The 26,002-nt window shown below is 70.7% G+C and carries 22 protein-coding genes and 1 riboswitch; of the genes, 17 read left to right on the top strand and 5 right to left on the bottom strand.

Annotation, left to right across the window (positions count from 1 at the left end):
- Positions 1-99 precede the first annotated feature (99 nt).
- Positions 100-717, bottom strand: a complete 618-nt coding sequence (locus M1L60_RS08760) for a precorrin-8X methylmutase (protein WP_253236823.1) — start codon at positions 715-717, stop codon at positions 100-102.
- Positions 717-2,054 (bottom strand): ferredoxin-like domain-containing protein, encoded by a 1,338-nt coding sequence (locus M1L60_RS08755; RefSeq protein ID WP_253236822.1) that lies wholly within the window; start codon positions 2,052-2,054, stop codon positions 717-719. The genes M1L60_RS08760 and M1L60_RS08755 overlap by 1 nt, the downstream gene beginning before the upstream one ends.
- 176 nt (positions 2,055-2,230) lie before the next feature.
- Positions 2,231-2,302: riboswitch (cobalamin riboswitch) on the top strand.
- 52 nt (positions 2,303-2,354) lie between these two features.
- Here M1L60_RS08755 and cobN point away from each other — a divergent pair.
- Complete coding sequence (cobN, locus tag M1L60_RS08750) at positions 2,355-5,882, top strand: cobaltochelatase subunit CobN (protein ID WP_253236821.1); 3,528 nt, start codon at positions 2,355-2,357, stop codon at positions 5,880-5,882.
- Positions 5,883-5,935: 53 nt separating this feature from the next.
- On the opposite strand, the gene M1L60_RS08745 is transcribed toward cobN, so the two are convergent.
- Complete coding sequence (locus tag M1L60_RS08745; RefSeq protein WP_253236820.1) at positions 5,936-6,100, bottom strand: hypothetical protein; 165 nt, start codon at positions 6,098-6,100, stop codon at positions 5,936-5,938.
- Positions 6,101-6,317: 217 nt separating this feature from the next.
- On the opposite strand from M1L60_RS08745, the gene M1L60_RS08740 reads away from it, so the two are divergent.
- The 13 genes from M1L60_RS08740 (at position 6,318) to M1L60_RS08680 (ending at position 21,649) form a co-directional block, all read left to right on the top strand.
- Complete coding sequence (locus tag M1L60_RS08740) at positions 6,318-8,081, top strand: galactose-binding domain-containing protein (RefSeq protein ID WP_253236819.1); 1,764 nt, start codon at positions 6,318-6,320, stop codon at positions 8,079-8,081.
- Positions 8,078-9,334, top strand: coding sequence for a DUF1996 domain-containing protein (locus M1L60_RS08735; RefSeq protein WP_253236818.1), 1,257 nt, complete (start codon positions 8,078-8,080; stop codon positions 9,332-9,334). Before M1L60_RS08740 ends, M1L60_RS08735 begins: the two co-directional genes overlap by 4 nt.
- Before the next feature lie 76 nt (positions 9,335-9,410).
- Positions 9,411-10,448 (top strand): LacI family DNA-binding transcriptional regulator, encoded by a 1,038-nt coding sequence (locus tag M1L60_RS08730; protein ID WP_253236817.1) that lies wholly within the window; start codon positions 9,411-9,413, stop codon positions 10,446-10,448.
- Between the two features lie 10 nt (positions 10,449-10,458).
- On the top strand, positions 10,459-11,109 hold the full coding sequence (locus M1L60_RS08725) for an SDR family oxidoreductase (RefSeq protein ID WP_253236816.1): 651 nt from the start codon (positions 10,459-10,461) through the stop codon (positions 11,107-11,109).
- Positions 11,110-11,130: 21 nt separating this feature from the next.
- Positions 11,131-11,835 carry a tetratricopeptide repeat protein gene (locus M1L60_RS08720; RefSeq protein WP_253236815.1) on the top strand — a complete coding sequence of 235 codons (705 nt, stop codon included), beginning with the start codon at positions 11,131-11,133 and terminating at the stop codon, positions 11,833-11,835.
- Positions 11,836-11,950: 115 nt separating this feature from the next.
- A complete protein-coding gene (locus M1L60_RS08715) occupies positions 11,951-13,372 on the top strand; it encodes an Hsp70 family protein (RefSeq protein WP_253236814.1) in 1,422 nt (473 codons plus the stop codon).
- Positions 13,373-13,382: 10 nt separating this feature from the next.
- The gene (locus tag M1L60_RS08710) at positions 13,383-14,288 is read left to right on the top strand and encodes a TIGR03619 family F420-dependent LLM class oxidoreductase (RefSeq protein WP_253236813.1); all 906 of its coding nucleotides are present in this window, start codon (positions 13,383-13,385) and stop codon (positions 14,286-14,288) included.
- A gap of 610 nt (positions 14,289-14,898) precedes the next feature.
- Positions 14,899-15,924 (top strand): ABC transporter permease, encoded by a 1,026-nt coding sequence (locus M1L60_RS08705; protein WP_253236812.1) that lies wholly within the window; start codon positions 14,899-14,901, stop codon positions 15,922-15,924.
- A gap of 31 nt (positions 15,925-15,955) precedes the next feature.
- Positions 15,956-17,698 (top strand): ABC transporter substrate-binding protein, encoded by a 1,743-nt coding sequence (locus M1L60_RS08700; RefSeq protein ID WP_253236811.1) that lies wholly within the window; start codon positions 15,956-15,958, stop codon positions 17,696-17,698.
- 157 nt (positions 17,699-17,855) lie between these two features.
- The gene (locus M1L60_RS08695) at positions 17,856-18,833 is read left to right on the top strand and encodes an ABC transporter permease (protein WP_253236810.1); all 978 of its coding nucleotides are present in this window, start codon (positions 17,856-17,858) and stop codon (positions 18,831-18,833) included.
- Positions 18,834-18,882: 49 nt separating this feature from the next.
- Complete coding sequence (locus M1L60_RS08690) at positions 18,883-19,971, top strand: ABC transporter ATP-binding protein (protein ID WP_253236809.1); 1,089 nt, start codon at positions 18,883-18,885, stop codon at positions 19,969-19,971.
- An 11-nt stretch (positions 19,972-19,982) separates the two neighbouring features.
- Positions 19,983-21,041, top strand: a complete 1,059-nt coding sequence (locus M1L60_RS08685) for an ABC transporter ATP-binding protein (protein WP_253236808.1) — start codon at positions 19,983-19,985, stop codon at positions 21,039-21,041.
- Positions 21,042-21,043: 2 nt separating this feature from the next.
- Positions 21,044-21,649 (top strand): carbohydrate-binding protein, encoded by a 606-nt coding sequence (locus M1L60_RS08680; protein ID WP_253236807.1) that lies wholly within the window; start codon positions 21,044-21,046, stop codon positions 21,647-21,649.
- A 33-nt stretch (positions 21,650-21,682) separates the two neighbouring features.
- On the opposite strand, the gene M1L60_RS08675 is transcribed toward M1L60_RS08680, so the two are convergent.
- Both M1L60_RS08675 and M1L60_RS08670 read right to left on the bottom strand, forming a co-directional pair.
- Positions 21,683-22,069, bottom strand: a complete 387-nt coding sequence (locus tag M1L60_RS08675; protein ID WP_253236806.1) for an Hsp20/alpha crystallin family protein — start codon at positions 22,067-22,069, stop codon at positions 21,683-21,685.
- A gap of 125 nt (positions 22,070-22,194) precedes the next feature.
- Complete coding sequence (locus M1L60_RS08670; RefSeq protein ID WP_438862084.1) at positions 22,195-22,632, bottom strand: cupin domain-containing protein; 438 nt, start codon at positions 22,630-22,632, stop codon at positions 22,195-22,197.
- A gap of 16 nt (positions 22,633-22,648) precedes the next feature.
- Here M1L60_RS08670 and dinB point away from each other — a divergent pair, with 16 nt between their 5' ends.
- From dinB to cobF, 3 genes are all read left to right on the top strand, one after another.
- The gene (gene dinB / locus M1L60_RS08665) at positions 22,649-23,842 is read left to right on the top strand and encodes a DNA polymerase IV (protein WP_256516196.1); all 1,194 of its coding nucleotides are present in this window, start codon (positions 22,649-22,651) and stop codon (positions 23,840-23,842) included.
- A 500-nt stretch (positions 23,843-24,342) separates the two neighbouring features.
- On the top strand, positions 24,343-25,122 hold the full coding sequence (locus M1L60_RS08660) for a maleylpyruvate isomerase family mycothiol-dependent enzyme (protein WP_253236804.1): 780 nt from the start codon (positions 24,343-24,345) through the stop codon (positions 25,120-25,122).
- Between the two features lie 102 nt (positions 25,123-25,224).
- Complete coding sequence (cobF, locus tag M1L60_RS08655; protein ID WP_253236803.1) at positions 25,225-25,974, top strand: precorrin-6A synthase (deacetylating); 750 nt, start codon at positions 25,225-25,227, stop codon at positions 25,972-25,974.
- Positions 25,975-26,002 lie beyond the last annotated feature (28 nt).

The following is a 26,002-nucleotide window of genomic DNA, read 5'->3' as shown; positions in this document are numbered from 1 at the left end:
TCTTGGCCGCTCGTCGCCGAGGCTGAGGTTGCAGTGCTTGACGGCGCGGCGGGGCCGCCTTGCGTTCCGGAAGAGCCGGGGTTGGCGCTGGTGGTCACTTCACTCCGCCTCTGAGGCTAGGGCGTTGACGGCGGCGGCGGTGATGGCGCTGCCGCCTCGGCGGCCGCGGACGATCAGGTGTTCCAAGTCGGTGGCGGCCAGAGCCTCCTTGGACTCGGCGGCACCGATGAAGCCGACCGGGATGCCCAGGATCGCGGCCGGGCGGGGGGCGCCGGCGGCGATCATCTCGAGCAGGCGGAACAGCGCGGTCGGGGCGTTGCCGATGGCCACCACCGAGCCCTCCAGGTGGTCGAGCCAGAGGTCGAGGGCGGCCGCGCTGCGGGTCGTGCCGAGCTGGGCGGCCAGGGCCGGCACGGACGGGGCACGGAGCGTGCAGATGACCTCGTTCGCGGCGGGCAGGCGCTTGCGGGTGATGCCGGAGGCGACCATCTCGGCGTCGCACAGCACCGGGGCGCCGGCCAGCAGCGCCTTGCGGGCGACAGTGGCCACGTGAGGGCTGAAGGCCACGTCCTGAACCAGGTCGACCATGCCGCAGGCGTGGATCATCCGGACGACGACCCGGGCCACGTCGGCGGGAAGGCCGGTCAGATCGGCCTCGGCCCGGATCGTGGCGAAGGAACGCCGGTAGATCTCGGCGCCGTCCTTCTCGTACTCCATCAGTTCCTCCTAGCGGCGGCGACCGCGGTGGCCGGGTCGCCGGTGTACGTCTCCCCGTCCGGCTGCCGGGTCACGGCGTAACCGGCGGGGGTGGCCTCGACCCGCACGTGCGGGCCGGACGGGCTGCCGCACCCGCGGGCGCAGCCGATCCAGTGGACGGGCAGGCCGTCCGCGTAGGTGCTCGTGCTATCGGCGTCGGCCCGCACGTCGGCCAGGGATTTGGCGCAGCCCGGCCGGCCCGCGCACGCGGTCACCCCGACCCAGCGCGAGGTGTCCTCGACCGCCAGCCCGGCCTCGGCCAGCGCCCGCATCCAGCGGCGCGCGGCCTCGGGCGTCAGGTCGGGCACGATCACACCGCGCGCGGTCGTGACGACCAGCCGCCGAGCCGTGCTGAGCAGCCGCAACGCCTCCCCGCCGAGCCGCCCCAACGGCACCAGCGCCCCGACCGCGACCAGCCCGTCGTCCTGCGGAAGCACGCCGACCAGCGACGCCGCGGATGCGGGCTCGGCGCCGCCAGGTTCTCGACCCGCTTCCGCCGAAGCACTCAGGGCAGCGGAAGCCGTGCCAGCCGCGGTGGCAGAGGCGCCAACCGCGGTAGCGGATGTGCCACGCGTGGTGGCGGGTGTGCCAGCGCCTGCGATGGGTGTGCCGGGGGCGTCGTCGGGCGTGTCTTGCGCGGTGGGCGTAGCGAGGGTGGTGGCGGTGCGGTGGGCCACTCGGGCCGGGCCGTCGGGGAGTTCGTGCAGGCGCCAGGCGGGGGCGCCGACCGGGGCGGCGGCGCGTTCGGCGAGGAAGGCGTGGGCGGCGGCCAGCAGGGCGGGGACGACCTCGCTGGCGGGCACGCGCACGCCGTGGTCGTGACCGGCGAACAGGATCGTGAACTTGTCGCTGGAGGGGACGGCGGCCACGTCGGCGGCCAGGGGCACCTCGCCCAGGGCGAACAGGAAACGGCCGGGCAGCGCGGCCAGGGCCGGGTCGGCGCAGAGGGCGCGGTCGAGATCCTCCACGAGGGTGCGGAGTGCGAGGTCGGCCATCGGCGGGGCAACGACGTTGCGTACGGTCTCGTGGCTTTCGGAGGGCAGCAGGCCGGCGGCCGACAGCCGGGCCGCGAGCACCGCGGGGTCTGCGGAACGCAGGCCTCTGAGCTGCACGTTCCCGCGAGAGGTCAACTCCAGATGGCCATCGCCGTAGGCCTCAGCGAGTTCGAGCAGGACGGCCAGCCGCTCACCTGTCAGTAGCCCGCCGGGGAGCCGGACGCGCGCCAGCGGCCCGTCGGCGGCGGCATGCAGACGCAGCGCGCCGGGACAGGCATCGACGTCGGAGTCACGGGCAGGCACGGCCCGGATACTACGTTCGCCCACCGACAGAACCGCATCCTCGGGTCGGGATGATCACACCGCGCTCCGAAACTCGGCAGCGGTCGGGGAGGTCGGCATCGTCACACCCGGGTGCCCTCCTTGACGGCGGCGGCGGGGGACCGGAAGGGTGGGAGGTCACAAGCGGCGACGCCGCGGAGGAAGCCGGTGCGAATCCGGCGCGGTCCCGCCACTGTCACCCGGCCTGCCGGCCGGGGAGCCAGGAACTCCGGTCGCCGTGATCTCTACTACCCGGGGCGCGGACCCCGAGGGGAGCTTGGCGTGTTCCTGCTGCTGTCGACGTCCGACACCGACCTGCTCAGCGCCCGGGCCAGCGGTTCGCCGTGGCGCCTGGCCAACCCGGCCCGCACCGGGGTCGACGACCTGCCGGCGCTGCTCGACGGGGTCGAGCTGGTCGTGGTGCGCATCCTGGGCGGGCGCCGGGCCTGGGAAGAGGGGCTCGACGAGCTGCTCGGGGGCGAGATCCCGGTGGTCGTGCTGGGCGGCGAGCAGGCGCCGGACGCCGACCTGATGAAGCTGTCGTCGGTCGCGGCCGGGGTGGCCGCCGAGACGCACATCTACCTGGCCCAGGGCGGTCCCGACAACCTGGCCTCGGCCTACGCCTTCCTCTCCGACACCGTGCTGCTGACCGGTCACGGTTTCGCCCCGCCGCAGGCCGCGCCCGACTGGGGGCCGCTGCCGCGCGAGACGACCGCGACCGGGCCGACGGTCGCCGTGCTCTATTACCGCGCCCACCACATGGCCGGCAACACGGCTTTCGTCGAGGCGTTGTGCCGCGCGATCGAGGCCAAGGGCGGGCGCCCGTTGCCGTTGTTCACCTCCTCCCTGCGTACGGCGCCGGAAGATCTTCTGGCCGAGCTGCGCACAGCGGATGCCCTGGTGGTGACGGTGCTCGCCGCCGGTGGCACCAAGCCCGCGACCGTCGGCGCGGGTGGCGACGACGAGGCCTGGGACGTCGGCGTGCTGGCCGGGCTGGACGTGCCGATCCTGCAGGGCCTGTGCCTGACCAGCAGCCGGGCCCAGTGGGAGGCCAGCGACGACGGCCTGTCCCCGCTCGACGCGGCGACCCAGGTCGCCATCCCCGAGTTCGACGGCCGGATCATCACCGTGCCGTTCTCGTTCAAAGAGATCGACCCCGACGGGCTGTCGGTCTACGTGGCCGACGACGAGCGGGCGGCCCGCGTGGCCGGCATCGCGGTGTCCCACGCACGGCTGCGGCACATCCCGCCGGCCGAGCGGCGCATCGTGCTGATGCTCTCGGCCTATCCGACCAAGCACTCGCGCATCGGCAACGCCGTCGGGCTGGACACGCCGGCCTCGACGGTGGCGCTGCTGGCGGCCATGCGGGAGCGCGGCTACCGGATCGGCTCGTTCGACGAGTACGACGGCGACGGGCTCATCCATGCCCTGATCGCCGCGGGCGGCCAGGACCCGGACTGGCTCACCGAGGACCAGCTGGCCGAGAACAAGGTGCGGATCAGCGGCGAGCGCTACGGCGCCTGGTTCGCCACCCTGCCCGACGACCTGCGCGAGTCGATGACCACGCACTGGGGGCAGGCGCCGGGCGAGCTCTACGTCGACGACGGCGACATCGTGCTGGCCGCCCTGCGCGACGAGAACGTGGTCGTCATGGTGCAGCCGCCGCGCGGGTTCGGCGCCAACCCGGTGGCGATCTATCACGACCCCGACCTGCCGCCCTCGCACCACTACCTGGCCGCGTACCGCTGGGTGGCCGAGGAGTTCGGCGCGCACGCGGTGGTGCACGTCGGCAAGCACGGCAACCTGGAGTGGCTGCCCGGCAAGAACGTGGGCATGTCGGCCTCGGACGGCACCGACGCCGCGCTCGGTGACCTGCCGCTGATCTATCCGTTCCTGGTCAACGACCCGGGCGAGGGCACTCAGGCCAAGCGCCGGGCCCACGCCACGCTGGTCGACCACCTGATCCCGCCGATGGCCCGGGCCGAGTCGTACGGCGACATCGCCCGCCTCGAGCAGCTGCTCGACGAGCACGCCAACATCGCCGCGCTCGACCCGGCCAAGCTGCCGGCCATCCGGGCCCAGATCTGGACGTTGATCCAGGCCGCGCGGATGGACCACGACCTGGGCCAGTCGGACCGGCCCGACGACGAGGAGTTCGACGAGTTCATCCTGCACGTCGACGGGTGGCTGTGCGAGGTCAAGGACGTCCAGATCCGCGACGGCCTGCACATCCTGGGCGCGGCCCCGCAGGGCGAGGCGCGGATCAACCTCGTGCTCTCGATGCTGCGGGCCCGGCAGATGTGGGCCGGTAAGGTCGCGGCGCTGCCCGGCCTGCGCGAGGCGCTCGGCCTGGCCGAGGACGCGTCGACCGCCGAGACCGACCGCGTCGAGGCGCTGGCCCGTGAGCTGGTCACCGCGATGGAAGAGGCGGGCTGGCCGGTCGAGGTGCCCGCCGGCCTCACGGACGACGAGAACGTGCGGCGGGTGCTCGCGTTCGCGGCCACCGAGGTCGTGCCCCGGCTCGAGCGCACCACCGACGAGCTCGGCAACCTGCTGCACGCGCTGGACGGCGGGTACGTGCCGGCCGGCCCGAGCGGCTCGCCCCTGCGCGGCCTGATCAACGTGCTGCCGACCGGCCGCAACTTCTACTCGGTCGACCCCAAGGCGATCCCGAGCGCGCTGGCCTGGGAGACCGGCCAGGCCATGGCCGAGTCGCTGCTCAAGCGTTACCGCGAGGACTACGGCGACTGGCCCCGCTCGGTCGGGCTGTCGGCCTGGGGGACCAGCGCCATGCGCACGGCCGGCGACGACATCGCCGAAATTCTGGCCCTGATCGGCGTACGCCCGATCTGGGACCCGGCCTCCCGCCGGGTCACCGGCCTGGAACCGATCACGCGCGACGAGCTCGGCCGTCCCCGGATCGACGTCACCGTGCGCATCTCGGGCTTTTTCCGTGACGCGTTCCCGCACGTGGTGGCCATGATGGACGACGCCTTCCAGATGATCGCCGAGCTCGACGAGCCCGACAACTTCGTCCGCCAGCACGCGCTGGCCGACCGCGACGACCACGGCGACTGGCGCCGGGCCACCACCCGCATCTTCGGGTCGCGGCCCGGGGCGTACGGTGCGGGAATCCTGCCTTTGATCGAGAGCCGCAACTGGCGCGGCGACGCCGACATCGCCGAGGTCTACGCGGTCTGGGGCGGTTTCGCGTACGGCCGTGACCTCGACGGAGTGCCGGCCCGCCCGGACATGGAGAACGCCTACCGGCGCATCGACATCGCGGCCAAGAACATCGACACCCGCGAGCACGACATCGCCGACTCCGACGACTACTTCCAGTACCACGGCGGCATGATCGCCACGGTGCGCGCGCTGACCGGTAAGGCCCCCGCCGCCTACGTGGGCGACTCGACCAACCCCGACGCCACCCGCACCCGCAGCCTGACCGAGGAGACCGCCCGCATCTTCCGCGCCCGCGTGGTCAACCCGCGCTGGATCGCCGCGATGCGCCGCCACGGCTACAAGGGCGCCTTCGAACTGGCCGCCACTGTGGACTACCTGTTCGGCTTCGACGCCACAGCAGGCGTGGTCACCGACTACATGTACGAGCAGCTGGCGACTACGTACGCCCTAGACCCGGAGAACCAGAAGTTCTTCCAGCAGTCCAACCCATGGGCCCTGCACAGCATCAGCGAACGCCTGCTCGAAGCGGCCGAACGCAAGCTGTGGGAGTCGCCCGACCCCGAGACGCTGAGCGCCCTGCAGCAGCTCTACCTCGACACCGAGGGCGACCTCGAGGACAACTAGCCTGCTGACGGGCCGCCCGCGTCGCGCGAGGGCCCGGTCAGCGTGCGTCAGCCTCAGTTCTCGGGCTTCTCCTCGGGGGCGGCGTGGCGGCCGGTGGCGGCCTGGCGCTCGAGGGCTTCGTCCTTCTCCAGGTACTTCTTGATGTTGACGGTGGAGCGGGCGCCCAGGTCGTCCTGCTTGGCGGCGTGACGTCCGGTCGGCTGGTCGGTGTCGGTCATGGCCCGAAACTGTACAGCCTTCGGGTTTCCTGGCGAATAGGACGGACGACGGTTCCGGAACCGTGGCACGCGTCCGGGCCTCCACCTGCGGGAACCTCCAAGAAAGCGCTTCCCGGCCTGCTACCAGGCATTGACACCTGACGAAGCGCGGATGACAGTGGCGTTACAAAGAGCGCTTCCCCGAGCGTTCATATCCCCGATCCCCTGGAGTCCCTCCATGACATCCCCGGTCCTGGACGGGCTCGGGACGCCTCGCAGCAGGCTGTCTCCGGCCCGGATTCTCACTCTCGGCGCGGCCCTCGTGGGTCTGCTCGCCGCCTTCTTCGTCGCCACCACCGGAAAAGCCGAGGCGGCGGAGGTCGTCGTCTCGCAGGGCAAGACCGCCACCGCCAGCTCGACCGAGGTGGCCGGCGCCTACCTGCCCGGTGAGGCGGTCGACGGCAACAACGGCACCCGCTGGGCCAGCTCGTTCTCGGCCAGCCAGTGGTGGCAGGTCGACCTCGGCACGCCGACCGCGGTCAGCCGCATCGCCATCAACTGGGAGGGCGCGTACGCCAAGGCCTTCAATCTGCAGTTCTCGGCCAACGGCAGTTCCTGGACCCAGGCCTACGCCACCACGACCGGCGCCGGTGGCCAGCAGAGCATCGCGGTCAGCGGCACCGCGCGCTACGTGCGGATCAACCTGACCGAGCGGGCGCTGCCGATCTACGGCTACTCGTTCTGGGAGTTCCAGGTGTTCTCGGGCGGCACCACGCCGCCGACCACGCCGCCGCCGACCACCACTCCGCCGCCCAGCGGCACCGCGCGGCTGCTGTCGTACAACAAGCCGGCCGCCGCGTCGACCTGGCAGAACGACGTCAACTGCAACCCGTGCAGCCCGGACAAGGCGTTCGACAACGACCCGGCCAGCCGCTGGGCCACCAGTTCGACCAACGGCTGGGTCGACCCGGGCTGGATCTCGGTCGACCTGGGCGCGACCGCGACCATCAGCCAGGTCGTGCTGCAGTGGGACCCGGCGTACGGGAAGAACTACCAGATCCAGGTATCCAACGACAACGTCAACTGGAACCCGATCTTCACGACCACCACCGGTGACGGCCTCAAGGACGTCATCAACGCCACCGGCACCGGCCGCTACGTGCGGATGTACGGCACCGCCCGGGCCAGCGCCTACGGGTACTCGCTCTGGGAGTTCAGCGTCTACGGCACCGGCGGCGCCCCGGTCGCCCCGCCGGCCCCGCCCGCCGACCCGGCCTTTCCGGCCTCGCGCCTGGTCTTCGAGGACAACTTCAACGAGGCCGCCGGCACCAAGCCGAGCACGGCCAAGTGGACGTACGACCCGGGTGTCCCGCAGAACGGCGAGATCCAGTACTACACGCCGAACAGCGAGAACGCGCAGACCGACGGTCAGGGCAACCTGGTCATGGAGGCCCGCCGGCAGGACTACCAGGGCCGGCAGTACACCTCGGCCCGCATGAACACGGGCGGCAAGTTCAGCACCCAGTACGGCCGGTTCGAGGCCCGGATCAAGGTGCCGAAGGGCAACGGCCTGTGGCCCGCGTTCTGGATGATGGGTGACGACTTCCTCAGCGGACGCCCGTGGCCGTACAACGGCGAGATCGACATCATGGAGGTCCTGGGCCGCAACACCAACGAGACGTACACGACGCTGCACGCCCCGGCCTACAACGGCGCCGGCGGCTACGGCCAGAAGAGCGCGGCCGGGGTCGACCTGTCGCAGGACTTCCACGTGTACGCGGCCGAGTGGGACAGCAAGGGCATCCGGTTCTTCCTGGACAGCCGGCTGGTGTTCACGGCCGGCAAGGAGACGGTGGAGAACACCCGGGGCCCGTGGATCTTCGACCACAAGTTCTACCTGATCCTCAACCTGGCCGTGGGCGGCGACTTCCCCGGTCCGATCGACGCCACCACCCCGTTCCCGTCGCGGATGCTCGTCGACTACGTGCGGGTGTACCAGTGAGGGGCCGGGGGATCCTGGCCGCGACGCTGCTGGGCGCCGCCCTGCTGACGGTCGCCACCCGGGCCGACGCCGCCGACTCCCTGATCTCCCAGGGCAGGACGGCCACGGCCAGCTCGACCGAGTCGGCCGCCTTCCCGGCCGCCAACGCCGTGGACGGCAACCTCGGCACCCGGTGGTCGAGCGCGTTCAGTGACCCGCAGTGGCTGCAGGTCGACCTGGGCGCGAGCGCCAGTATCTCGTCGGTGGTGCTCAACTGGGAGTCCGCGTACGCCCGGGCCTTCAGCGTGAAGGTGTCGGCCAACGGCTCGTCGTGGAGCACGCTCTACAGCACCGCGAACGGCACGGGCGGCCGCCAGACGATCACGGCTGCGGGCACGGGCCGATATGTCCGGCTCGAAACCACCGTACGGGCCACGCAGTGGGGTGTTTCTCTAACCGAGTTCCAGGTGTACGGCAGTGGTGGCGGCACGACCCCGCCGACCATCCCACCCGGGGCCGTCCGGGTCGCCGAGTTCCTGGCCGACTGCCCGTTCAGCCACCGGCTGCCGGACGACCCGATCATCTTCCCCAACATGCCCGGCGCCTCGCACATGCACAGCTTCTTCGGCAGCGAGGTGACCAACGCGTTCTCGACGACGCAGGACCTGCTCAACGCGAACAGCAACTGCAACCCGTCGATCGACAAGTCGTCGTACTGGATCCCGACCTTGTACAACGGCAACACCCCGGTCGAGCCGACGACGGGCATCTTCTACTACCTGGGTGAGGGCGTCCGCGACGACCTCATCGCCCAGACGCAGCCCTTCCCGCTGGGGCTGCGGATCGTGGCCGGCAACGCCAAGGCGACGGGTCCGAACGACAACACCATCTCGCGCTGGTCGTGCCTGCACGCCGGCGAGGCCGGGTCGTCGCACGACTTCGTCACCTGCCCGCCGGGCACGATGCTGGAGTCGTACCTCGACTTCCCGCACTGCTGGGACGGCGTGAACCTGGATTCGACCGATCACAAGAGCCACATGGCGTACCCGGTCAACAACGCCTGCCCGCCCAGCCACCCGGTCGTCGTGCCGAAGCTGCGGCAGGTCATGCGGTACCCGGTCAACGGCAACCCGGCCAACTTCCGGCTGGCCTCGGGCCCGGGTTACACCATGCACGGCGACTTCTTCAACGCCTGGCCGGTGGAGGAGCTGGCGCGCCGGGTGAACGACTGCATCCGCCCGATCGTCAAGTGCGGCACGGACGGACGTCCCTGATATGACCACGGGTGTCGCCGGCGGTGGACCTGACGGCGGCGGCACCCGTCCCCAGCTCGCTGCTATAACGGACCGCATGACAACCCGGCCCGCGCGCGGTGGGCAGCATCCGACGATGGACCAGGTCGCCGAGGCGGCCGGGGTGTCGCGCGCGACCGTGTCCCGAGTGATCAACGGCGCCCCCAGCGTCGACGCCAAGATCCGCGAGATGGTGCAGCGGGCGATCGCCGACACCGGCTACGTGCCCAACGTGGCCGCTCGCAGCCTGGTCACCCGCCGCTCGAACTCGGTGGCCCTGGTGATCAGCGAGCCCGACCGGCCCGACAACCACTCGTTCCTCAACCGCATCTTCACCGACCCCTACTTCGGGCGGATCACGGCGGGCGCCACGGGGGCGCTGCGCCCCCACGACATCCACCTGGTCGTCATCCCGACCGACTCCACCGACCACCACCAGGTGATCCGCTATCTGCGTCAGGGCCACGTGGACGGGGTGCTGCTGATCAGCAGCCACGAGCAGGACACGCTGCCCCGCCAGGTGCACGAGCTGGGCATCCCGGCCGTCGTCTCGGCCCGGCCGACCTCGCCCATCGCGGTCAGCTACGTCGACGTCGACCAGCGGCTGGGCGCGCGGCTGGCCGCCGACCGGCTGCTGGCGCTGGGCCGCACCCGGCTGGCCACGATCAGCGGACCGTTGGACATCCCGAGCGGCCTCGACCGGCTCGAGGGCTTCCGGGCCCATCTGTCGGGCCGGGAGGTGCCGGCGGTCGAGGGCGACTTCACCCGGGCCGGCGGCGAGACCGCGGCCCGCCGGCTGCTCGCGGAGCACCCGGACATCGACGGGCTCTTCGTGGCCAACGACCTGATGGCCGAGGGCGCGCTGCGCTCGGTGCAGGAACTGGGCCGCCGGGTGCCCGAGGACATCGCCGTGGTCGGTTTCGACGACAGCAGCGCCGCCCTCGACTGCCGCCCGCTGCTGACCACCGTGCGCCAGCCGGTCGAAGAGATGGCGGCCGAGATGGCCGAGGTGCTGATGGCTCACATCGCCACCCCGGGCCGGCTGCCGCGCTCGGTGACCTTCCAGCCCACGCTGGTGGTGCGCGACTCGGCATAGGTTGGAGGGCATGGACATCCTCGTCGCGGGCGGCCACGGCCAGATCGCTCTCCGTCTGCTCAAAATTCTTGCCGCGTCGGGTCACACCGCGCGCGGGCTCATCCGCAAGCCCGAGCAGGCGGCCGACCTGCAAGCCGTGGGCGCGGTCCCGGTCATCGGCGACCTCGAGAACGATCCGACCCTTTCCCCGTACGTCAAGGGGGCCGACGCCGTCGTCTTCGCGGCCGGCGCCGGGCCAGGCAGTGGCCCCGCGCGCAAAAGGACGGTCGACCTCGGCGGCGCCGTGAAGCTGGCCGACGCCGCCGTCGAGCAGGGCGTCCGCCGCTACGTCATGATCTCGTCGATCGGCGCCCACGACCCGGCCGCCGGCGGCGACACGATGGGCCCCTACCTGGCCGCCAAGGGCGAGGCCGACGCGTACGTGACCGCGCTCGAGGCCCTCGACTGGACGATCGTGCGCCCGGGCAGCCTGACCGACGAACCGGGCACCGGACTGGTCACCGTGCGCCGCGAGATGGGCGGGCGCGGCCCGGTGCCGCGCGACGACGTGGCTGCCGTGGTGGCCACCTGCCTGACCACGCCGGCCACCGTCGGGGTGACGTTCGAGCTCTTCGGCGGGTCGGATCCCATCGATGAGGCTCTGGGCGGCCTCGGAGTGTGATGAGAAGCTAACGTAGCGTCCATGGAGACCGCGGGGGCGCTGCTGGCGGCGGGCAACGAGGCGATGCTCGAGGCGGCGTTCCGCACGGGCGACTTCCTGCCGGCGTGGCAGATGCTCGAGGGTGCGCGCCGGCAGGCCTGCGACGCCGGTCAGCCGGTGGAGGAGGCGGCCGCGCTGACCCGGCTGGGCATGCTGGCCCACTTCGCCGCGATCGGCGGCGACCTGGCCCGGGCCGACTGGTCGACCGAGGAGCAGTTGTTCACCGCCGCGCTGCGCATCCAGCGCGAGGTCGGCGACGCGGCCGGGGCCGCCGAGTCGCTGTTCGGCCTCGGCCTGGTCCATCAGGTGCTGCGGGGCGACTGGACGACCGCGATGCCGTACTACACCGAGGCGCTGGCCCTGGCCGAGAGCTACGCCGACGAGATGGTCCGGTCCGAGGTGCACCGGCACATCGGCTTCTTCCACGTCTTCGTGGCCGGCGACACCGAGCGCGGGCTGCGCCATCTGCGCATGTCCCAGGTGCTGCGGGAGCGTTTCGGCGACCCGCGCCGGGTCGCCACCGGCACGCTGGCCCTGGGCGAGGCCGAACTGGCCGCGGGCAACCTGCCCGAGGCCCTGCGGCTGCTGCGCGAGGCCGTCCACCAGGCCCGGCAGGCCGGCCTGACCGGCCAGCGGATCGGCTGGGCCGAGCACGCGCTGGCCGACGCCGAGCGCGCCGCCGCCTGACCCGGAATCTGTCCAGCGTTCGTCGGATGTCCGACGGATCGATCGCGATCTTTTCCGCTCAGTCGCTAATTTGACGGCCAGCAGCACCGAGCACTGCTGGTCACAGGGGGCGGCCTTGACCGAGCATCCCGACGCGTACCCCTCTTTCCATCGTGTGGTCGGGATCGACCTCGGCACCAGTTCGTGCGCGGTCTCGGTCTGGGACGGGGCCAAGCCTCTCGTCGTCCGTGGCCCGAGCGGCGCGTCCACCATGCCGGCCACGGTCGGCCAGGACAGGAACGGCCAGGTCGTGGCCGGGGTGCCCCCGGCCGGTGACCCCGAGAACGTGATCGCCGGCATCAAGCGCCGGTTGGGCAGCGGCGACCGGGTACGGTTCCGCGGCCGCGCCTACCTGCCCCGCGACATCGGCGCCTATCTGCTCATCGAGCTCAAGCGGCAGGCCGAGGCGTTCATCGGCGAGCCGATCCACGACGCCGTGATCACCGTGTCGGCCGTGGCCGGCGAGGCCCAGCGGCGGGCCCTGCGCGAGGCGGCCGGGCTGGCCCAGCTCAACGTGCGGCGGCTGGTCGAGGACCCGGTGGCCGCGGCCATGGCGCTGGGGGTGGACGCCGTGCCCGGCACGTACGCGATCTACGACCTCGGCGGCGGCACGTTCGACGCCTCGGTGGTGCGGGTCGAGGACGGCACCGTCGACGTCCTGGGCACGGCCGGCGACCAGGTGCTGGGCGGCGACGACTTCGACGAGCTGATCGTCGCCCACGCGCTGCGCCAGATCCGCCAGCGCCACCACGTCGACCTCAGCCGGGACCCGGCGATCCGGCAGCGGGTGCGGTGGGAGGCCGAGATTCGCAAGCGCGAGCTGTCGGACGCCGACACCACGACCCTGGAGCTGCCGTTGCTCACGGCCACGGTCAGCGCCGGCGTGCCGCTGAGCCGGCGGGCCTTCGAGGCGATGATCGAGCCCGACGTGCAGCGCTCGCTCGACCTGCTGAGCGAGGCCATCGCGGCCGCCCGGGCCGTGCACGGGGTGGGCTGGGGCGACATCGACCAGGTGGTGCTGGCCGGCGGCTCGACCCGGATCCCGGCCATCCGTGAGCGCCTGGCCGCGTACCTGGGCTGGGGCGCCGCCCGCATCCGGACCGACCTCGACCCCGACGAGATGGTGGCCCGCGGGGCCGGGCTGGTGGCCCGCGACTACGAGCCGGCGTCGCTGTTCGAGGGCTCGCCGGTCGGGTTGCTCAGCGCCAGCCTGCGGCTGCGGTCCGAGATGGCGGTGCCCGAGGTCGGCCCCGCCTCCGAGGAGCTGGTCGAGACGCCCGACCCGCCCGGACCGGCCGGGCCGCCGGCCGAGACCCCGGCCGACTTCCGCCGGGTGGCCGAGGCCACGTACATGGTGTTGTTGCAGGACGGCGACCTGGACGGGCTGGCCACGGCGTACGGCGCCTTCATCTCGGCCGTGCAGGCCGCCGCCCCGGACGACCGGCTGGCCGAGCTCGGCCAGGCACTGACCATCGAGTACGAACAGCACTCCGGATAACCTGGTCGGGATGTTGATCAGTTGTGGCGCGCCCGTGGCCGGGGCCTGGGCCGATCCGGAGTCGCTGAGCGTCTTCGCGCGGCGGGCCGAGCATCTCGGCTACCACGGCATCTGGTCGTTCCAGCGGCTGCTGGCCGGGGTCGATCAGCAACTGCCGCCGGTCTACCGGAGTGTGCTCGACCCGCTGCTCGCGCTGACCTTCGCCGCGGCGTACACCAGCCGGGTCCGGCTGGGCGTGGCGGTGATCAACATCCCGTACGTCGCCCCGGCCTATCTGGCCAAGCAGGCGGCGACCCTCGACGTGCTCTCCGGCGGCCGGCTCGACCTCGGACTGGGCACCGGCTGGTCGGCGCCCGAGTTCGCCGCCACCGGCTCCGAGCCCGAACCCCGCGGCCGTCGGGTCGCCGAGTATCTGCAGGTGCTGCGCACGCTGTGGACCGACCCGGTGGCCTCGTTCGAGGGCGAGCTCTACCGCGTGCCGCCGAGCTCGATGGCGCCCTCGCCGGTGCAGGCGGGCGGTCCGCCGGTGCTGCTGGGCGGCACCGCCGACGTCGCGCTGCGCCGGGCCGGGCGGCTGGCCGCGGGCTGGGTCAGCAGCAGCAGGCTCACGTTCGACGAGGTCGCCCGAGGCGCCCAGATCGTCCGCCGGGCGGCCGAAGAAGCTGGTCACGACCCCGACGAGGTGCGCATCGTGGTCCGCGCGGTGGTGCGGCCGGGCCGCCGGGACGACGCGGTGCCGCTCTCAGGCGACTGGGCCCAGATCCGCGCCGGCGCCGAGCGGTACGCCGAGGCGGGCGTGACCGAGCTGTTCTACGACCTCAACTTCGATCCGCTCGTCGGCGCGCCCGGGGCCGGGCGCGAGGCCGCCCGGGAACGGGCCGAGGAGATCCTCACCGCCCTCGCCCCGCCCGGCTAAGACCGACTTCGAAGTCTGGAAAGGGCCGCGAATGGCACCCCGATTCGTTATCGGAATGGCCGCCGTCTCCGTATGGCGGCCTTTCCGGCATCTACACCGGGTCACCCGGCCGACACAACGGGACAGTGAAGATCACGACAGAACCACGTTCCGATGGGCGGGATGACCGTCGATACGACCCCGTGATGGCGTACCGACCGAAGATCTTGCGCCCCCGAGCGGGCCTCGCCGTAGAAACCCACGGCCGTTCACAGTCAAGATCGATACTTTCAGGAAACCGTGACGAAACAGCGGGCAGTCGGGCGGCGAGGATGACTTCGATAACTTTGCGCAACAGTACGATTGCCCTCTGACTTTCCATAACGGACATAGGCGGGTAAGTTGATCGACGTTACGGGTGATTTATCCATCCGAGTGGTGCTTCGCACCGTACGACGGCGAGGTCGGTTGTGACGTCTGTCATCAGCCGCTTTCAGCGGGCTGTTATTCATTCGATGCGTCAACTCATTTCCTACGACCGAGATCCGGGCTACCTTTCCCAGCGCAGCATCCGAATACCTCTCACGCACGACGCATGCGAGGTGTGTCGTCCGATGGAGGTGACCGACGCTTGGAACCGCTGATCGAAGAGGCCGGGCTCGCCCGCAAGGGGGAGTCGACCGACCCGATTACGGCGCCGACCGGCGAGTCTGTGAAGAAGGTGGACACCCGGCGGAAGTCGCCGACCCAGATTGCCCTCGCGCGCCTGCGCAAGGACAAGGTCGCGGTGGTCTGCGCGAGCATCTTCCTCTTCTTCGTGCTGGTCGCGATCTTCGCGCCGCTGCTGGCCAAGCTCGAGGGCCAGGACCCGACGACGCTCAACCAGAACCTGATCGACCAGTACGGCTACCCGACCGTCGCCCCCAACGGCGAGCACTGGTTCGGCGTCGAGCCGCGACTGGGCCGCGACCTGTTCGCGCGCTGGGTCTACGGCGCCCGCCCGTCGCTGATCGTGGCCGGCTCGGTCACCGTGATCACCACGGTCATCGGGGTGACCATCGGACTGGTCGCCGGCTTCCTCGGGGGCTGGGTCGACCGGATCCTGTCCTGGGTCATCGACTTCGTCCTGAGCCTGCCCTACCTGCTCTTCGCGATCGCCGTCCCGGCCGCCCTGCTGGCGGTGTTCGTCGGCAACACCGAGAACGTCGGCAACGACGAGGTCGCGACAGTGCGCTTCTACTCCTTGATCATCGTGCTCTCATTCTTCGGCTGGGCCAGCCTGGCCCGGTTGATCCGCGGTGAGGTGCTGGGCCTGCGCGAGCGGGAGTTCATCGCCGCGGCCAAGGTGCTCGGCGTGCCGACCCGCAAGGTGCTCTTCAAAGAACTGCTGCCCAACCTGGTGGCGCCCATCGTCATCTCGGTCTCGATGGCGCTACCGGCCTACATCGTCACCGAGGCGGGCCTGACCTACCTCGGCGTCGGGCTCACCGAGCCCACGCCGTCCTGGGGTCTGACCATCGCCGCCGCCCAGAACTGGTACCGGGCCGATCCGCTCTACCTGTGGATCCCGGTGGCCGCCATCACGATCCTCGTGCTCTCGCTGAGCCTGCTCGGCGACTCGATTCGTGACGCTTTCGATCCCCGCACCCGCAGGTGACGTGGTGACGCCCAGTATGAGAAGAGGAGAAATGGCAAGGCGATTTAACGTTGCCATTGCGGCCACCGCCGCGTTGGCGCTAGGTGTGGCCGGCTGCAGCAGCCCGTCGTCGAACAACGACACCCAGGGCAGCGGCGACAGCAACAAGATCGAGGGACAGGTCAACGCGACCGACCCCAACGCCAAGGGGCCGGCCAAGGAGATCGAGGGCGCCCGCCCGGGCGGCGTGCTCAACGTCGTGGCCCAGACCACGCCGAACACCTTCGACCCGACGGACATCTACTACGTCGACTCGAACGAGATCGGCAAGACGCTGTTCCGTACGCCGACCCAGTTCGACATCCGTGACGGCAAGGCCGTTCTCGTCCCGGACCTCACCGACCTGGGCACCCCGTCGGCCGACAAGCTGACGTGGACCTTCAAGATGCAGCCGAACATCAAGTACGAGGACGGCACGCCCGTCAAGGTCGAGGACCTCGCGTACTCGATCAAGCGGTCGTTCGCCCACGACGTGTTCGTCAACGGCCCGACGTACCAGATGCAGTACTTCAAGGACGGCGACAAGTACAAGGGCCCGTACAAGGACGGCGACAACTACGCGGGCGTGGAGACCCAGGGCACCGACACCCTGATCATCCACCTGGCCCGTCAGTTCTCCGACCTGCCGTTCTACCTGACCTTCCCGGCCTTCACCCCGATCCCCAAGGAGAAGGACACCCGGCAGGACTACAAGAACAAGCCGCTGGCGACCGGCCCCTACAAGTTCAAGACCTACCAGGCCGGCACCTCGCTGGTGCTCGAGAAGAACACCAACTGGGACGCCAACACCGACCCGGTGCGCCACCAGTACCTGGACGGCTTCAACTTCCAGTGGGGCGGCGACGCCATCAAGTCGCAGCAGGCCGTGCTCAACAGCAACGGCCAGGACGCCAACTCGATCAACTACGACGAGCTCGACGCGTCGCTGATCCCGCAGCTGACCGGCGACAAGCGCGAGCAGCTGGTCCAGGGGCAGAGCTCCTGCACGATCGTGTGGCAGCTGGACACCCGCAAGATCGACCTGCCGATCCGCAAGGCGATCGCCAAGGCGTACCCGTACGACGCGCTGTACAAGGCGGCCGGTCTCAACGACTACGTCGCCGAGACGGCCAGCACGGTCATGCCTCCGTCGGTCCAGGGTTACGAGAAGTACACCCCGGTCGCCGACCTGGCCGGCTCCGGCGCCGGTGACCCGGCCGCCGCGAAGGCGATGCTCGAGGCGGCCGGCAAGGTCGGCTTCGAGCTGCAGTACTACTTCGACAACACCAAGCCGCTCACCCAGCAGGTCAGCCAGATCCGGGCCGACGCCCTGACCAAGGCCGGCTTCAAGGTCAAGCCGATCGGCGTCTCCACCGCCGACCTGCGGAGCAAGAAGGGCGACTACGACGCCCCGGTCAACATGGGCCAGAGCCCGGCCGGCTGGTGCTCCGACTGGCCGACCGGTGGCTCCTGGTTCCCGGTGCTGTTCCAGACGCACAGCATCGCCGACGGCCAGAGCTGGGGCATGCTGAGCGACAAGGCGCTCGACAAGGAGATCGACGACGTCGCGAACCTGCCGGCGGAGGAGTCGACCTCGAAGTGGGCCGCGCTCGACAAGAAGATCATGGAGCAGTACGTCGCTCTGCCGACCTACTACGACAAGCTCGCTGTCGTGAAGGGCACCAACGTCGGCACCACGGCCGGTGACCCGACCATGGGTATGCCGCTCTTCGTGAACATGTACCTGAAGAGCTGACGCACTAACCGCTACAACCCGGGGTGGTCCGGCCTGCCGCTGAGCGGGCCGGGCCACCCCGGGCGCAAGATGAGACCTCCGGCGCCGCGGCTACCGACGCGCGTCCGATCGACCTCCGGGAACCATCCCCGGCGCCGTGATGAAAGAGGAGCCAGCGGTGCTGCTGTACATCCTGAAACGCGTCCTGAGCGCGATCTCCGTCGTGATCGTGACGCTGGTGGCCAGCTTCGCGCTGTTCTTCTTCGCCCCGACCGACCCGGCCGGCGTGATCTGCGGCCCCCGCTGCACGCCCGAGCGGGTCGCCGACATCGAGGCCAGCCTCGGCCTCGACCAGCCCAAGGCCGAGCAGATCCTGCTCTACATGAAGGGCATCGTCGTCGGGCGTGAGTACTCCACCGGTGGCGTCGTCCGCGAGTGCGCGGCGCCCTGCCTCGGCTACTCGTACACGCTCGGCCAGCCGGTCACCAAGCTGATCGGCGCCGCCCTGCCGGTGACCGTCTCCATCGTCCTCGGCGGCGCGGTCGTCTACCTCCTCGTCGGTGTTCTGGCCGGCACGATCGCGGCCCAGGTGCGGGGAACGTCGCTCGACCGTTTCGTGGTCGGCACGACACTGGTCGTCCAGGCCATCCCGTACTTCGTCTTCGCCCTGCTGATCGCCCTCTACGCCACCTTCCTACCCGACTCCGGTTATCATCCGATCACCGAGAATCCGTTCCTCTGGGCCAGCGGTCTGCTCGCGGCCTGGCTGACGGTCGGGGTGACGAACGCGGCGTCGTACACCCGATATTCGCGGGCCTCGATGATCGAGGCGCTCGGCCAGGACTTCGTCCGCACGGCGACGTCCAAGGGCATCAGCCGCCGGCGTGTCGTCTACCGCCACGGCCTGCGGGCCGGCCTGACCCCGGTCGTCACCATCTTCGGCATCGACCTCGCGTTCCAGCTCACCGGCGCGATCTTCACCGAGAGCATCTTCAACCTGCCCGGCCTCGGCCAGCTCGCCCTGCGGGCGTTCGGGCAGTACGACCTCCCGGTGCTCATGGGCGGCGTGCTCATCGGTTCGGTACTACTTGTTGTGATGAACCTGGTCGTGGACATCGTCTACACATTCCTCGACCCGCGGGTCCGGCTCGGATGATCCCGGTCCGTCACCCGCTACCCACTCCCCGCAGCACGAAGGCGGCAGCATGAGCGACCAGACCCCCGGGGCCCCGACCACCGTCTCCCGCGTGCCCCGCGAATCGGCGGCCGGCGAAGAGGCCTACCTCGAGGTCACCGATCTGCAGGTGCAGTTCCCGACGGCCGACGGCCTGGTCCGGGCCGTGCAGGGCCTCAGCTACTCGGTCCCGCTGCGCCGCACCCTGGCCATCGTGGGCGAGTCGGGCTCGGGCAAAAGCGTGTCCAGCATGGCCGTCCTGGGCCTGCACGACCGCCGGGTCGCCCGGATCACCGGCTCGATCAAGGTCGGCGGCCGCGAGATCGTCAACATGAGCGACAAGGACCTCGAGGGCTTCCGCGGTGGCGACGCCGCGATGATCTTCCAGGACCCGCAGTCGTCGCTGCACCCGTACTTCACGGTCGGCGACCAGATCATGGAGTCGTACCGGGCCCACAACAACGTGAGCAAGCGGGCGGCCAAGGAACGCGCGATCGACATGCTCAACCGGGTCGGCATCCCGAACCCGAAGCGGCGCGTCGACCAGTACCCGCACGAGTTCTCGGGCGGCATGCGGCAGCGCGCGATGATCGCGATGGCCCTGGTCAACGACCCCAAGCTGCTGATCGCCGACGAGCCCACCACGGCCCTCGACGTGACCGTGCAGGCCCAGATCCTCGACCTGATCGCCGACCTGCAGCGCGACTTCGGCTCGGCCGTCGTCTTCATCACCCACGACTTGGGCGTGGTGGCCGAGATCGCCGACGACATCCTGGTCATGTACGCGGGCACGGCCGTCGAGCACGGCCCGGTCAACAAGATCCTGGGCGAGCCCCTGCACCCGTACGCCTGGGGTCTGCTCGAAAGCATCCCGGCGCTCACCGGCGAACCGCAGCCGCTGCACCCGATCCCCGGCTCGCCGCCCAGCCTGCTGGCCGTGCCGTCGGGCTGCCCGTTCCACCCGCGCTGCGAGTTCAAGGACCGGGTGCCGGACGACTGGTGCACGACCCTGCGCCCCGAACTCGTCCCGCGGACGGCTGATCAGGGCCGCACCTCGCGGTGCCACCTGAAGGAACCCGACAAGGTCTTCGCGACCGAAGTTCTGCCCCGGCTGCCATAAGGACCACGACGATGACCGCTGCCACCACCCCCGCGAAGTCCGGCGTCCGTTCGGTCCCCGGGGCCCCGCTGCTCGAGCTCGAGAACGTCAAGATGCACTTCAAGGCCAAGGGCGAGGGTCTTCTCGCCCGTAAGACCCAGTGGGTCCAGGCCGTCGACGGGGTCGACCTGACCGTGCAGCCGGGCGAGACGCTCGGCCTGGTCGGCGAGTCCGGCTGTGGCAAGTCGACGACCGCGCGCCTGATCACGCGGCTGCTCGAGCCCACCGCCGGCCAGATCCGCTACCAGGGCGTGGACATCGCGCACATGTCCGAGCGCAAGCTGCGCCCGTACCGCCGCGAGATCCAGCTGATCTTCCAGGACCCGTACTCGTCGCTCAACCCGCGGCACACGGTCGGCACGATCGTGGGCACGGCTCTGCGTACGCACGGCATGGTGGCCAAGAGCGGCGAGCTGTCCCGGGTGCAGGAGCTGCTCGAGGTCGTCGGCCTCAACCCCGAGCACTACAACCGGTACCCGCACGAGTTCTCCGGCGGTCAGCGGCAGCGCATCGGCATCGCCCGCGCGCTCGCGGCCCGTCCGAAGATCATCGTGGCCGACGAGCCGGTGTCGGCGCTCGACGTGTCGATCCAGGCCCAGGTCATGAACCTGCTCGAGAGCCTGCGCAAAGAGCTCGGCATCGCGTTCGTGTTCATCGCGCACGACCTCGGCGTGGTGCGGCACTTCTGCGACCGGATCGCCGTCATGTACCTCGGCCGGGTGGTCGAGGAGGGTCCGCGTGACTCCCTGTACGAGAAGCCGCAGCACCCGTACACGCAGGCGCTGCTCTCGGCCGTCCCGGACATCGGGGTGGTCCGCGGCGTGCCCCCGAAGAACCGGATCCGCCTGGTCGGCGACGTGCCGAGCCCGGTCGACCCGCCGTCGGGCTGCCGCTTCCGCACCCGGTGCTGGAAGGCTCAGGACATCTGCGCCACCGACGACCCGGCGCTGATCGAGCGGGCCCCGGCCCAGCGGGTGGCCTGCCACTTCGCCGAGCCGCCGGCCGAGTCGATCCTGGCCGAGACGGCCTGACCTTGGTTCCGCCGCCCAGCCCGTCCGTCTATCGCACCAAGACCCACCGGGTCCGGCAGCGCTCGTTGATCGCGCTGGCCGGGCTCGGCCTGGTTCTGGTCGGCTACGGCCTCGGCCGCTGGCAGGACACGCCCGCGGTCGTGGCGGCACCTCTGCCGTCGCCGTCGCCGTCTTTCTCATCGGCGCCTTCGTCGTCCCCGCCGCCTTCGCCGACGGTCTATCCGCGGCTCGAGGCCGAGGAGGCGGCGCTGGTGGGCATCGAGGCGCAGCCGACCGAGGACGAGGACGGCGGCCAGAACGTCGGCTGGATCGCCAATGGCGACCAGTTGCGCTTCGACGACGTCGACTTCGGGGCGGTGCCGGCGACCAAGCTCGACGTGCGGGTGGCGTCGGATGCCGAGCGCGGGCGGATGGAGATCAGGCTCGACAGCGCCGACGGGGCGGCCATCGGCACGCTCAACGTCACGCGTACGGGTGGGTGGCAGAAGTGGCGCACCGACCAGGTGGACATCGAGCCCACGACCGGCGAACACACGGTCTATCTGGTCTTCGTCCGGGACGACGGCAATGAGTTCGTCAACCTGAACTGGGTGCAGTTCGTTCATTGAAAAAGCCGCGCCTCGGGCGCGGCTTTTCTCATTTCAGGCGGCGGCTGCTGCCAATTCGCTCGTCCGGGGCTCGTGGACGACCGGAATGTGCAGGGTGACCACTCCGTTGTCACACCGGGCCTCGAGGCGGTCGGTGTCCAGCGACTCGGCCTCGCTCAGGTCGACCTCGCGGGTCACCGGGCCCGCGGCCGGAGCGCCGGCCTCGACCGCATCCGCACGGCGCTCCGCGCGGACGGTCAGGACGCCGTCGGCCACCGAGATGTCGATTCCGGCCTTGTCGATTCCCGGCAGGTCGATGTCGACGTAGAAGGTCCCGTCGATCCGGTACGCGGCGAGGCGCGCCCCGGAACTGCGGGTGCTGTCGAACACGCGGCAGGTGAGCTGGTCGAGCTCCCGAACCGTCGCGCCGTGAGGCGACATGGTGGTTTCCTCCGTTGCTTCGGCCCGGACGGGGTAGGCCCGGGGCCGCTTCTGACCAACGGAGATTGTGGTCCTCGAATTCCCTTCAGGACATGACCGGCGTCACGATCCGGGCAAATTGTTCGTTACGATCCGTTGTCCTCGAGGCGGAAGTCAGCGAAGTCGAAGCCGGGCGCGACAACACAGCTGACCAGCACGTATTCCTCGTCGGCGGGCTCCGCTGCCTGCCACACGCCGGCCGGGATCAGCACCTGCGGGTGATCGCCCTCGCCGACACCGAGCGTGACGGTCCTCTCCTCGACCGGGTGCTCACCGTCACCGCCGAAGCGCAGCGTCAACCGGCCCCCGCCGTGCCAGAACCACAGTTCGTCCGACCGTACGACGTGCCAGGCCGACTTCTCGCCCGGGTGCAACAGGAAGTAGATGCCGGTGGCAGCGGCGCGGGTGCCACCGTGCGCCGCGAGCGTCGTCTCCGAACGGTACGTCTCGCGGAACCACCCACCCTCGGGGTGAGGTGACAGGTCGTACTGCTCGGCCAGGGGTGGTCGTGTCATGGCGACCATTCTGGTTTTCGAACAAATGTTCTATAGTGTCGCCGTGGTGATCCTGCACGCCGACCTCGACGCGTTCTACGCGTCGGTCGAGCAGCGTGACGACCCCGCCCTGCGTGGTCGTCCGGTGCTGGTCGGGGGTGGGGTCGTGCTGGCCGCCAGCTACGAGGCCAAGGCCCTTGGCGTCCGCACCCCGATGGGCATCAGCCAGGCCAAGGCGCTGTGCCCGCGGGCGATCGTGGTGCCGCCGCGCATGAAGGCGTACTCGACGGCCAGCAAGGCCGTCTTCGAGATCTTCCGCGACACCACCCCGCTGGTCGAGGGCATCTCCATCGACGAGGCGTTCCTCGACGTCGGCGGTCTGCTGCGGGTCAGCGGCACCCCGCGCGAGATCGCGGCCCGCCTGCGGTCCGAGGTGCGGTCCCGGGTCGGCCTGCCCATCACGGTCGGCATTGCCGGCACGAAGTTCCTGGCCAAGGTGGCCAGCGCCGTGGGCAAGCCGGACGGGTTGCTCGAGGTTCCGGCCGGCGGCGAGCTGGCCTTCCTGCACCCGCTGCCGGTCGAGCGGTTGTGGGGCGTCGGCCCGGTCACCTCGGCCAAGCTGCGCGAACACCGGATCACGACGGTGGCCGACGTGGCCCGCATCGGCGAGGCGGCGCTGGTCTCCATGCTGGGCTCCGGGGCCGGCCGCCACCTGCATGCGCTCTCGCAGAACCGGGACCCCCGGCGCGTACGGGTGGGGCACCGGCGCGGCTCGATCGGTGCGCAGTGTGCTCTGGGTCGCCGGCCGCGCCCTTCGGCCGAGATCGAGGCCACGCTGGACGCGCTGGTCGACCGCGTGTCCCGCCGCATGCGCAGCGCCCACCGGGCCGGGCGCACGGTGACGGTGCGCTTCCGCTTCGACGACTTCAGCCGCGCGACCCGGTCGCGCTCGCTGCTCAAGGCGACGATGCAGACCCGCGCGATCCAGGCCACGGCCCGGGCCCTGCTGCACGAGGCCGAGCCACTGATCACCGAACGCGGCCTGACCCTGATCGGCGTGGCCGTGAGCAACCTCGACGGCGACGGCCACGTCCAGCCGTCGTTGTTCGACGAGGCCGACGACGACCGCCTGGACGTGGCCGTCGACGCCGTCCGCGACCGCTTCGGCTCCACGTCCCTGACCCGCGCCGCCACCATCGGCCGCGACCTGGGCCCCTCCGTCCCGATCCTCCCCGACTAGAAAGTCGACCGACGCCGCCTGCTCTGCGGCTACTCCCACACGCTGGAGGCCGTTCGGCCGACCCCGCCTGCTCTGCGGCTTGCTTCCACACGCTGGAGGCCGTTCGGCCGACTCCGCCTGCCCTGCGGCTTGCTTCCACACGCTGGAAGCCGTTCGGCCGACCCCACCTGCCCGGCCCGCTCCCGCGCGCTCGACAAGGGTTTGAGTGCCAGCGGCGCAATCCAGATCCGAGCGGTGGCGGCCCGCGAGTCCGGCTTCCGCGTGAGTCCCGCTTCCGCGCGAGTCCGGCTTCTGTGCGAGTCCCGCTCTCGGGAGTGCCGCGCGGAGGATCGGCTGCCGGGTGTCATGCCGAGCTTCAACTGCCTGTCGCCGCCGTGGGACTCAGCATGCGGTCGTCACCGCGGGGGCCAGGCCGCGCGCGCTCAGACCGGGGCGGCCGATGAGTTCGGGCGATTTGATGAGTCTGCAGGGCATACCGAAAACACGAAGGGGCGGATCTCATGACTGAGTTGAACGCGGACCGCGCCCGGCGGGCGATCGTCGAACACACGCGGCGTCTGGCCGAGGCCGCCGTCGCCGCGGGACCGGCCGCTGCGGTGCCGACGGCACCGGAGTGGACCGTGGCCGAACTGGTCGAGCACGTGGGGCAGACCCAGAACTGGGTGGCCGAGATCATCGAGCGGCGCATCACCGACCCCACCCAATTGCCGACCGAGATGGCGGTTCTCCCCGCCGATCCCGGCGAATGGACAGGGTGGCTGTCGAAGTCCGCGCAACGGGCGGCCGATGCCTGCTCGGATGACGCGATGGATGCGCCGGTGTTCAACGCCGCAGGTGACGGGCGGACCGGGACGCAGTTCTGGATGGCCGGCGTTCTCAACGAGTCGGTCGTCCACGGGGCCGACGCCGACAACGCCGCAGGCCGCACGACCGAGGTCGACGCCGACGTTGCCGCCGCGCTCATCAGCAACCACTTCGCGATGCTGACCTCGCCCACGTGGCGGATGCTGCGATCCGAGTCCGCCGACGCGTTGCGCGGCGCCGGGCAGACCCTGCAGTTCGCCCCGACCGACAGCCCGGACGGCTGGTTCGTCGAGCGGCAGCCGGACGGCGCGACCTGGCAGCCCGGAACCCGCCCGGCCGACGTGACAGTGACCGGCCCGGCCGCGACGCTGCTGCTGACCCTGACCCGGCGGCTGCCGCTCGCCGGCGTCGACGTGACCGGCAACGCCGACCTCGCCCAGCACTGGATCGACAACACCGCCCACGTCGCCGACTGACGTGCGGATGACTGAGGCCCACCGGCGTCGGTTCCCGGGTGTGGATCACGAAGGTGACCCGGGTGGGCGTGGGGGTCGCGGGCTTCGGGCACACTGGTGCGGGTGCGGAAGATCAGTTTGATCGGGATCGGCGCGGGCGACCCGGACCATCTCACCCTGCAGGCGGCCAAGGCCATCGGGCGTACCGATGTGTTCTTCCTGCTCGACAAGGGTGAGCTCAAGCAGAGCATGATCGATCTGCGGGAGCGGATCATTCGCGGCTACTCCAAGCCGACCCGCCGCATGGTCACCGGCCGTGACCCCGATCGCGACCGCACGCCGGCCGACTACCAGGGCACGGTCGAGGACTGGCGGCACCGCCGGGCCCTGGTCATGGAAGAGATGCTGGTCGAGCATCTGCGCGAGGACGAGACGGGCTCCTTCCTGGTGTGGGGAGATCCTTCCCTGTACGACTCGTCGATCGCCATCCTCGACGAGGTGCTGGCCCGGGGCGCGATCGAGTTCGAGTACGAGGTGATCCCCGGCATCAGCAGCGTGTCGGCGCTCGCGGCGAAGCACCGGGTGCCGCTGAACCGGGTCGGCCGGCCGTACCAGGTGACGACCGGCCGCCGGCTCGCCGAGGGGTGGCCCGCGGGCGTCGACGACGTGGTGGTCATGCTCGACGCCCAGCAGGCGTTCACCGCGCACCCCGACGTCGACATCTTCTGGGGCGCCTACGTGGGCACGCCCGACGAGATCCTGCGCTCGGGCCGGGTGTCCGAGGTCGCCGACGAAATCCTGCGCACCCGCGCCGACGCCCGCGAACAACACGGCTGGATCATGGACACTTACCTGCTCCGCCGGCCGGACTGATCAGCCGACCACCCACACCGCCACGGCC

The sequence above is a fragment of the Paractinoplanes aksuensis genome, from assembly GCF_024137025.1.
In the GTDB taxonomy this organism is placed as follows: Bacteria; Actinomycetota; Actinomycetes; order Mycobacteriales; family Micromonosporaceae; genus Actinoplanes; species Actinoplanes aksuensis.
The sequence above is the reverse complement of the archived record's forward strand: the minus strand, read 5'-3'. Positions and strand labels throughout refer to the sequence as shown.

Bases quoted from the DNA above. Each gene is read 5' to 3' on its own strand.
- M1L60_RS08760 (WP_253236823.1), bottom strand. From the start codon at position 717: ATGGAGTACGAGAAGGACGGCGCCGAGATCTACCGGCGTTCCTTCGCC.
- M1L60_RS08745 (WP_253236820.1), bottom strand. From the start codon at position 6,100: ATGACCGACACCGACCAGCCGACCGGACGTCACGCCGCCAAGCAGGAC.
- M1L60_RS08740 (WP_253236819.1), top strand. From the start codon at position 6,318: ATGACATCCCCGGTCCTGGACGGGCTCGGGACGCCTCGCAGCAGGCTG.
- M1L60_RS08730 (WP_253236817.1), top strand. From the start codon at position 9,411: ATGACAACCCGGCCCGCGCGCGGTGGGCAGCATCCGACGATGGACCAG.
- M1L60_RS08725 (WP_253236816.1), top strand. From the start codon at position 10,459: ATGGACATCCTCGTCGCGGGCGGCCACGGCCAGATCGCTCTCCGTCTG.
- M1L60_RS08720 (WP_253236815.1), top strand. From the start codon at position 11,131: ATGGAGACCGCGGGGGCGCTGCTGGCGGCGGGCAACGAGGCGATGCTC.
- M1L60_RS08710 (WP_253236813.1), top strand. From the start codon at position 13,383: ATGTTGATCAGTTGTGGCGCGCCCGTGGCCGGGGCCTGGGCCGATCCG.
- M1L60_RS08700 (WP_253236811.1), top strand. From the start codon at position 15,956: ATGGCAAGGCGATTTAACGTTGCCATTGCGGCCACCGCCGCGTTGGCG.
- M1L60_RS08690 (WP_253236809.1), top strand. From the start codon at position 18,883: ATGAGCGACCAGACCCCCGGGGCCCCGACCACCGTCTCCCGCGTGCCC.
- M1L60_RS08685 (WP_253236808.1), top strand. From the start codon at position 19,983: ATGACCGCTGCCACCACCCCCGCGAAGTCCGGCGTCCGTTCGGTCCCC.
- M1L60_RS08675 (WP_253236806.1), bottom strand. From the start codon at position 22,069: ATGTCGCCTCACGGCGCGACGGTTCGGGAGCTCGACCAGCTCACCTGC.
- M1L60_RS08670 (WP_438862084.1), bottom strand. From the start codon at position 22,632: ATGGTCGCCATGACACGACCACCCCTGGCCGAGCAGTACGACCTGTCA.
- dinB (WP_256516196.1), top strand. From the start codon at position 22,649: ATGTTCTATAGTGTCGCCGTGGTGATCCTGCACGCCGACCTCGACGCG.
- M1L60_RS08660 (WP_253236804.1), top strand. From the start codon at position 24,343: ATGACTGAGTTGAACGCGGACCGCGCCCGGCGGGCGATCGTCGAACAC.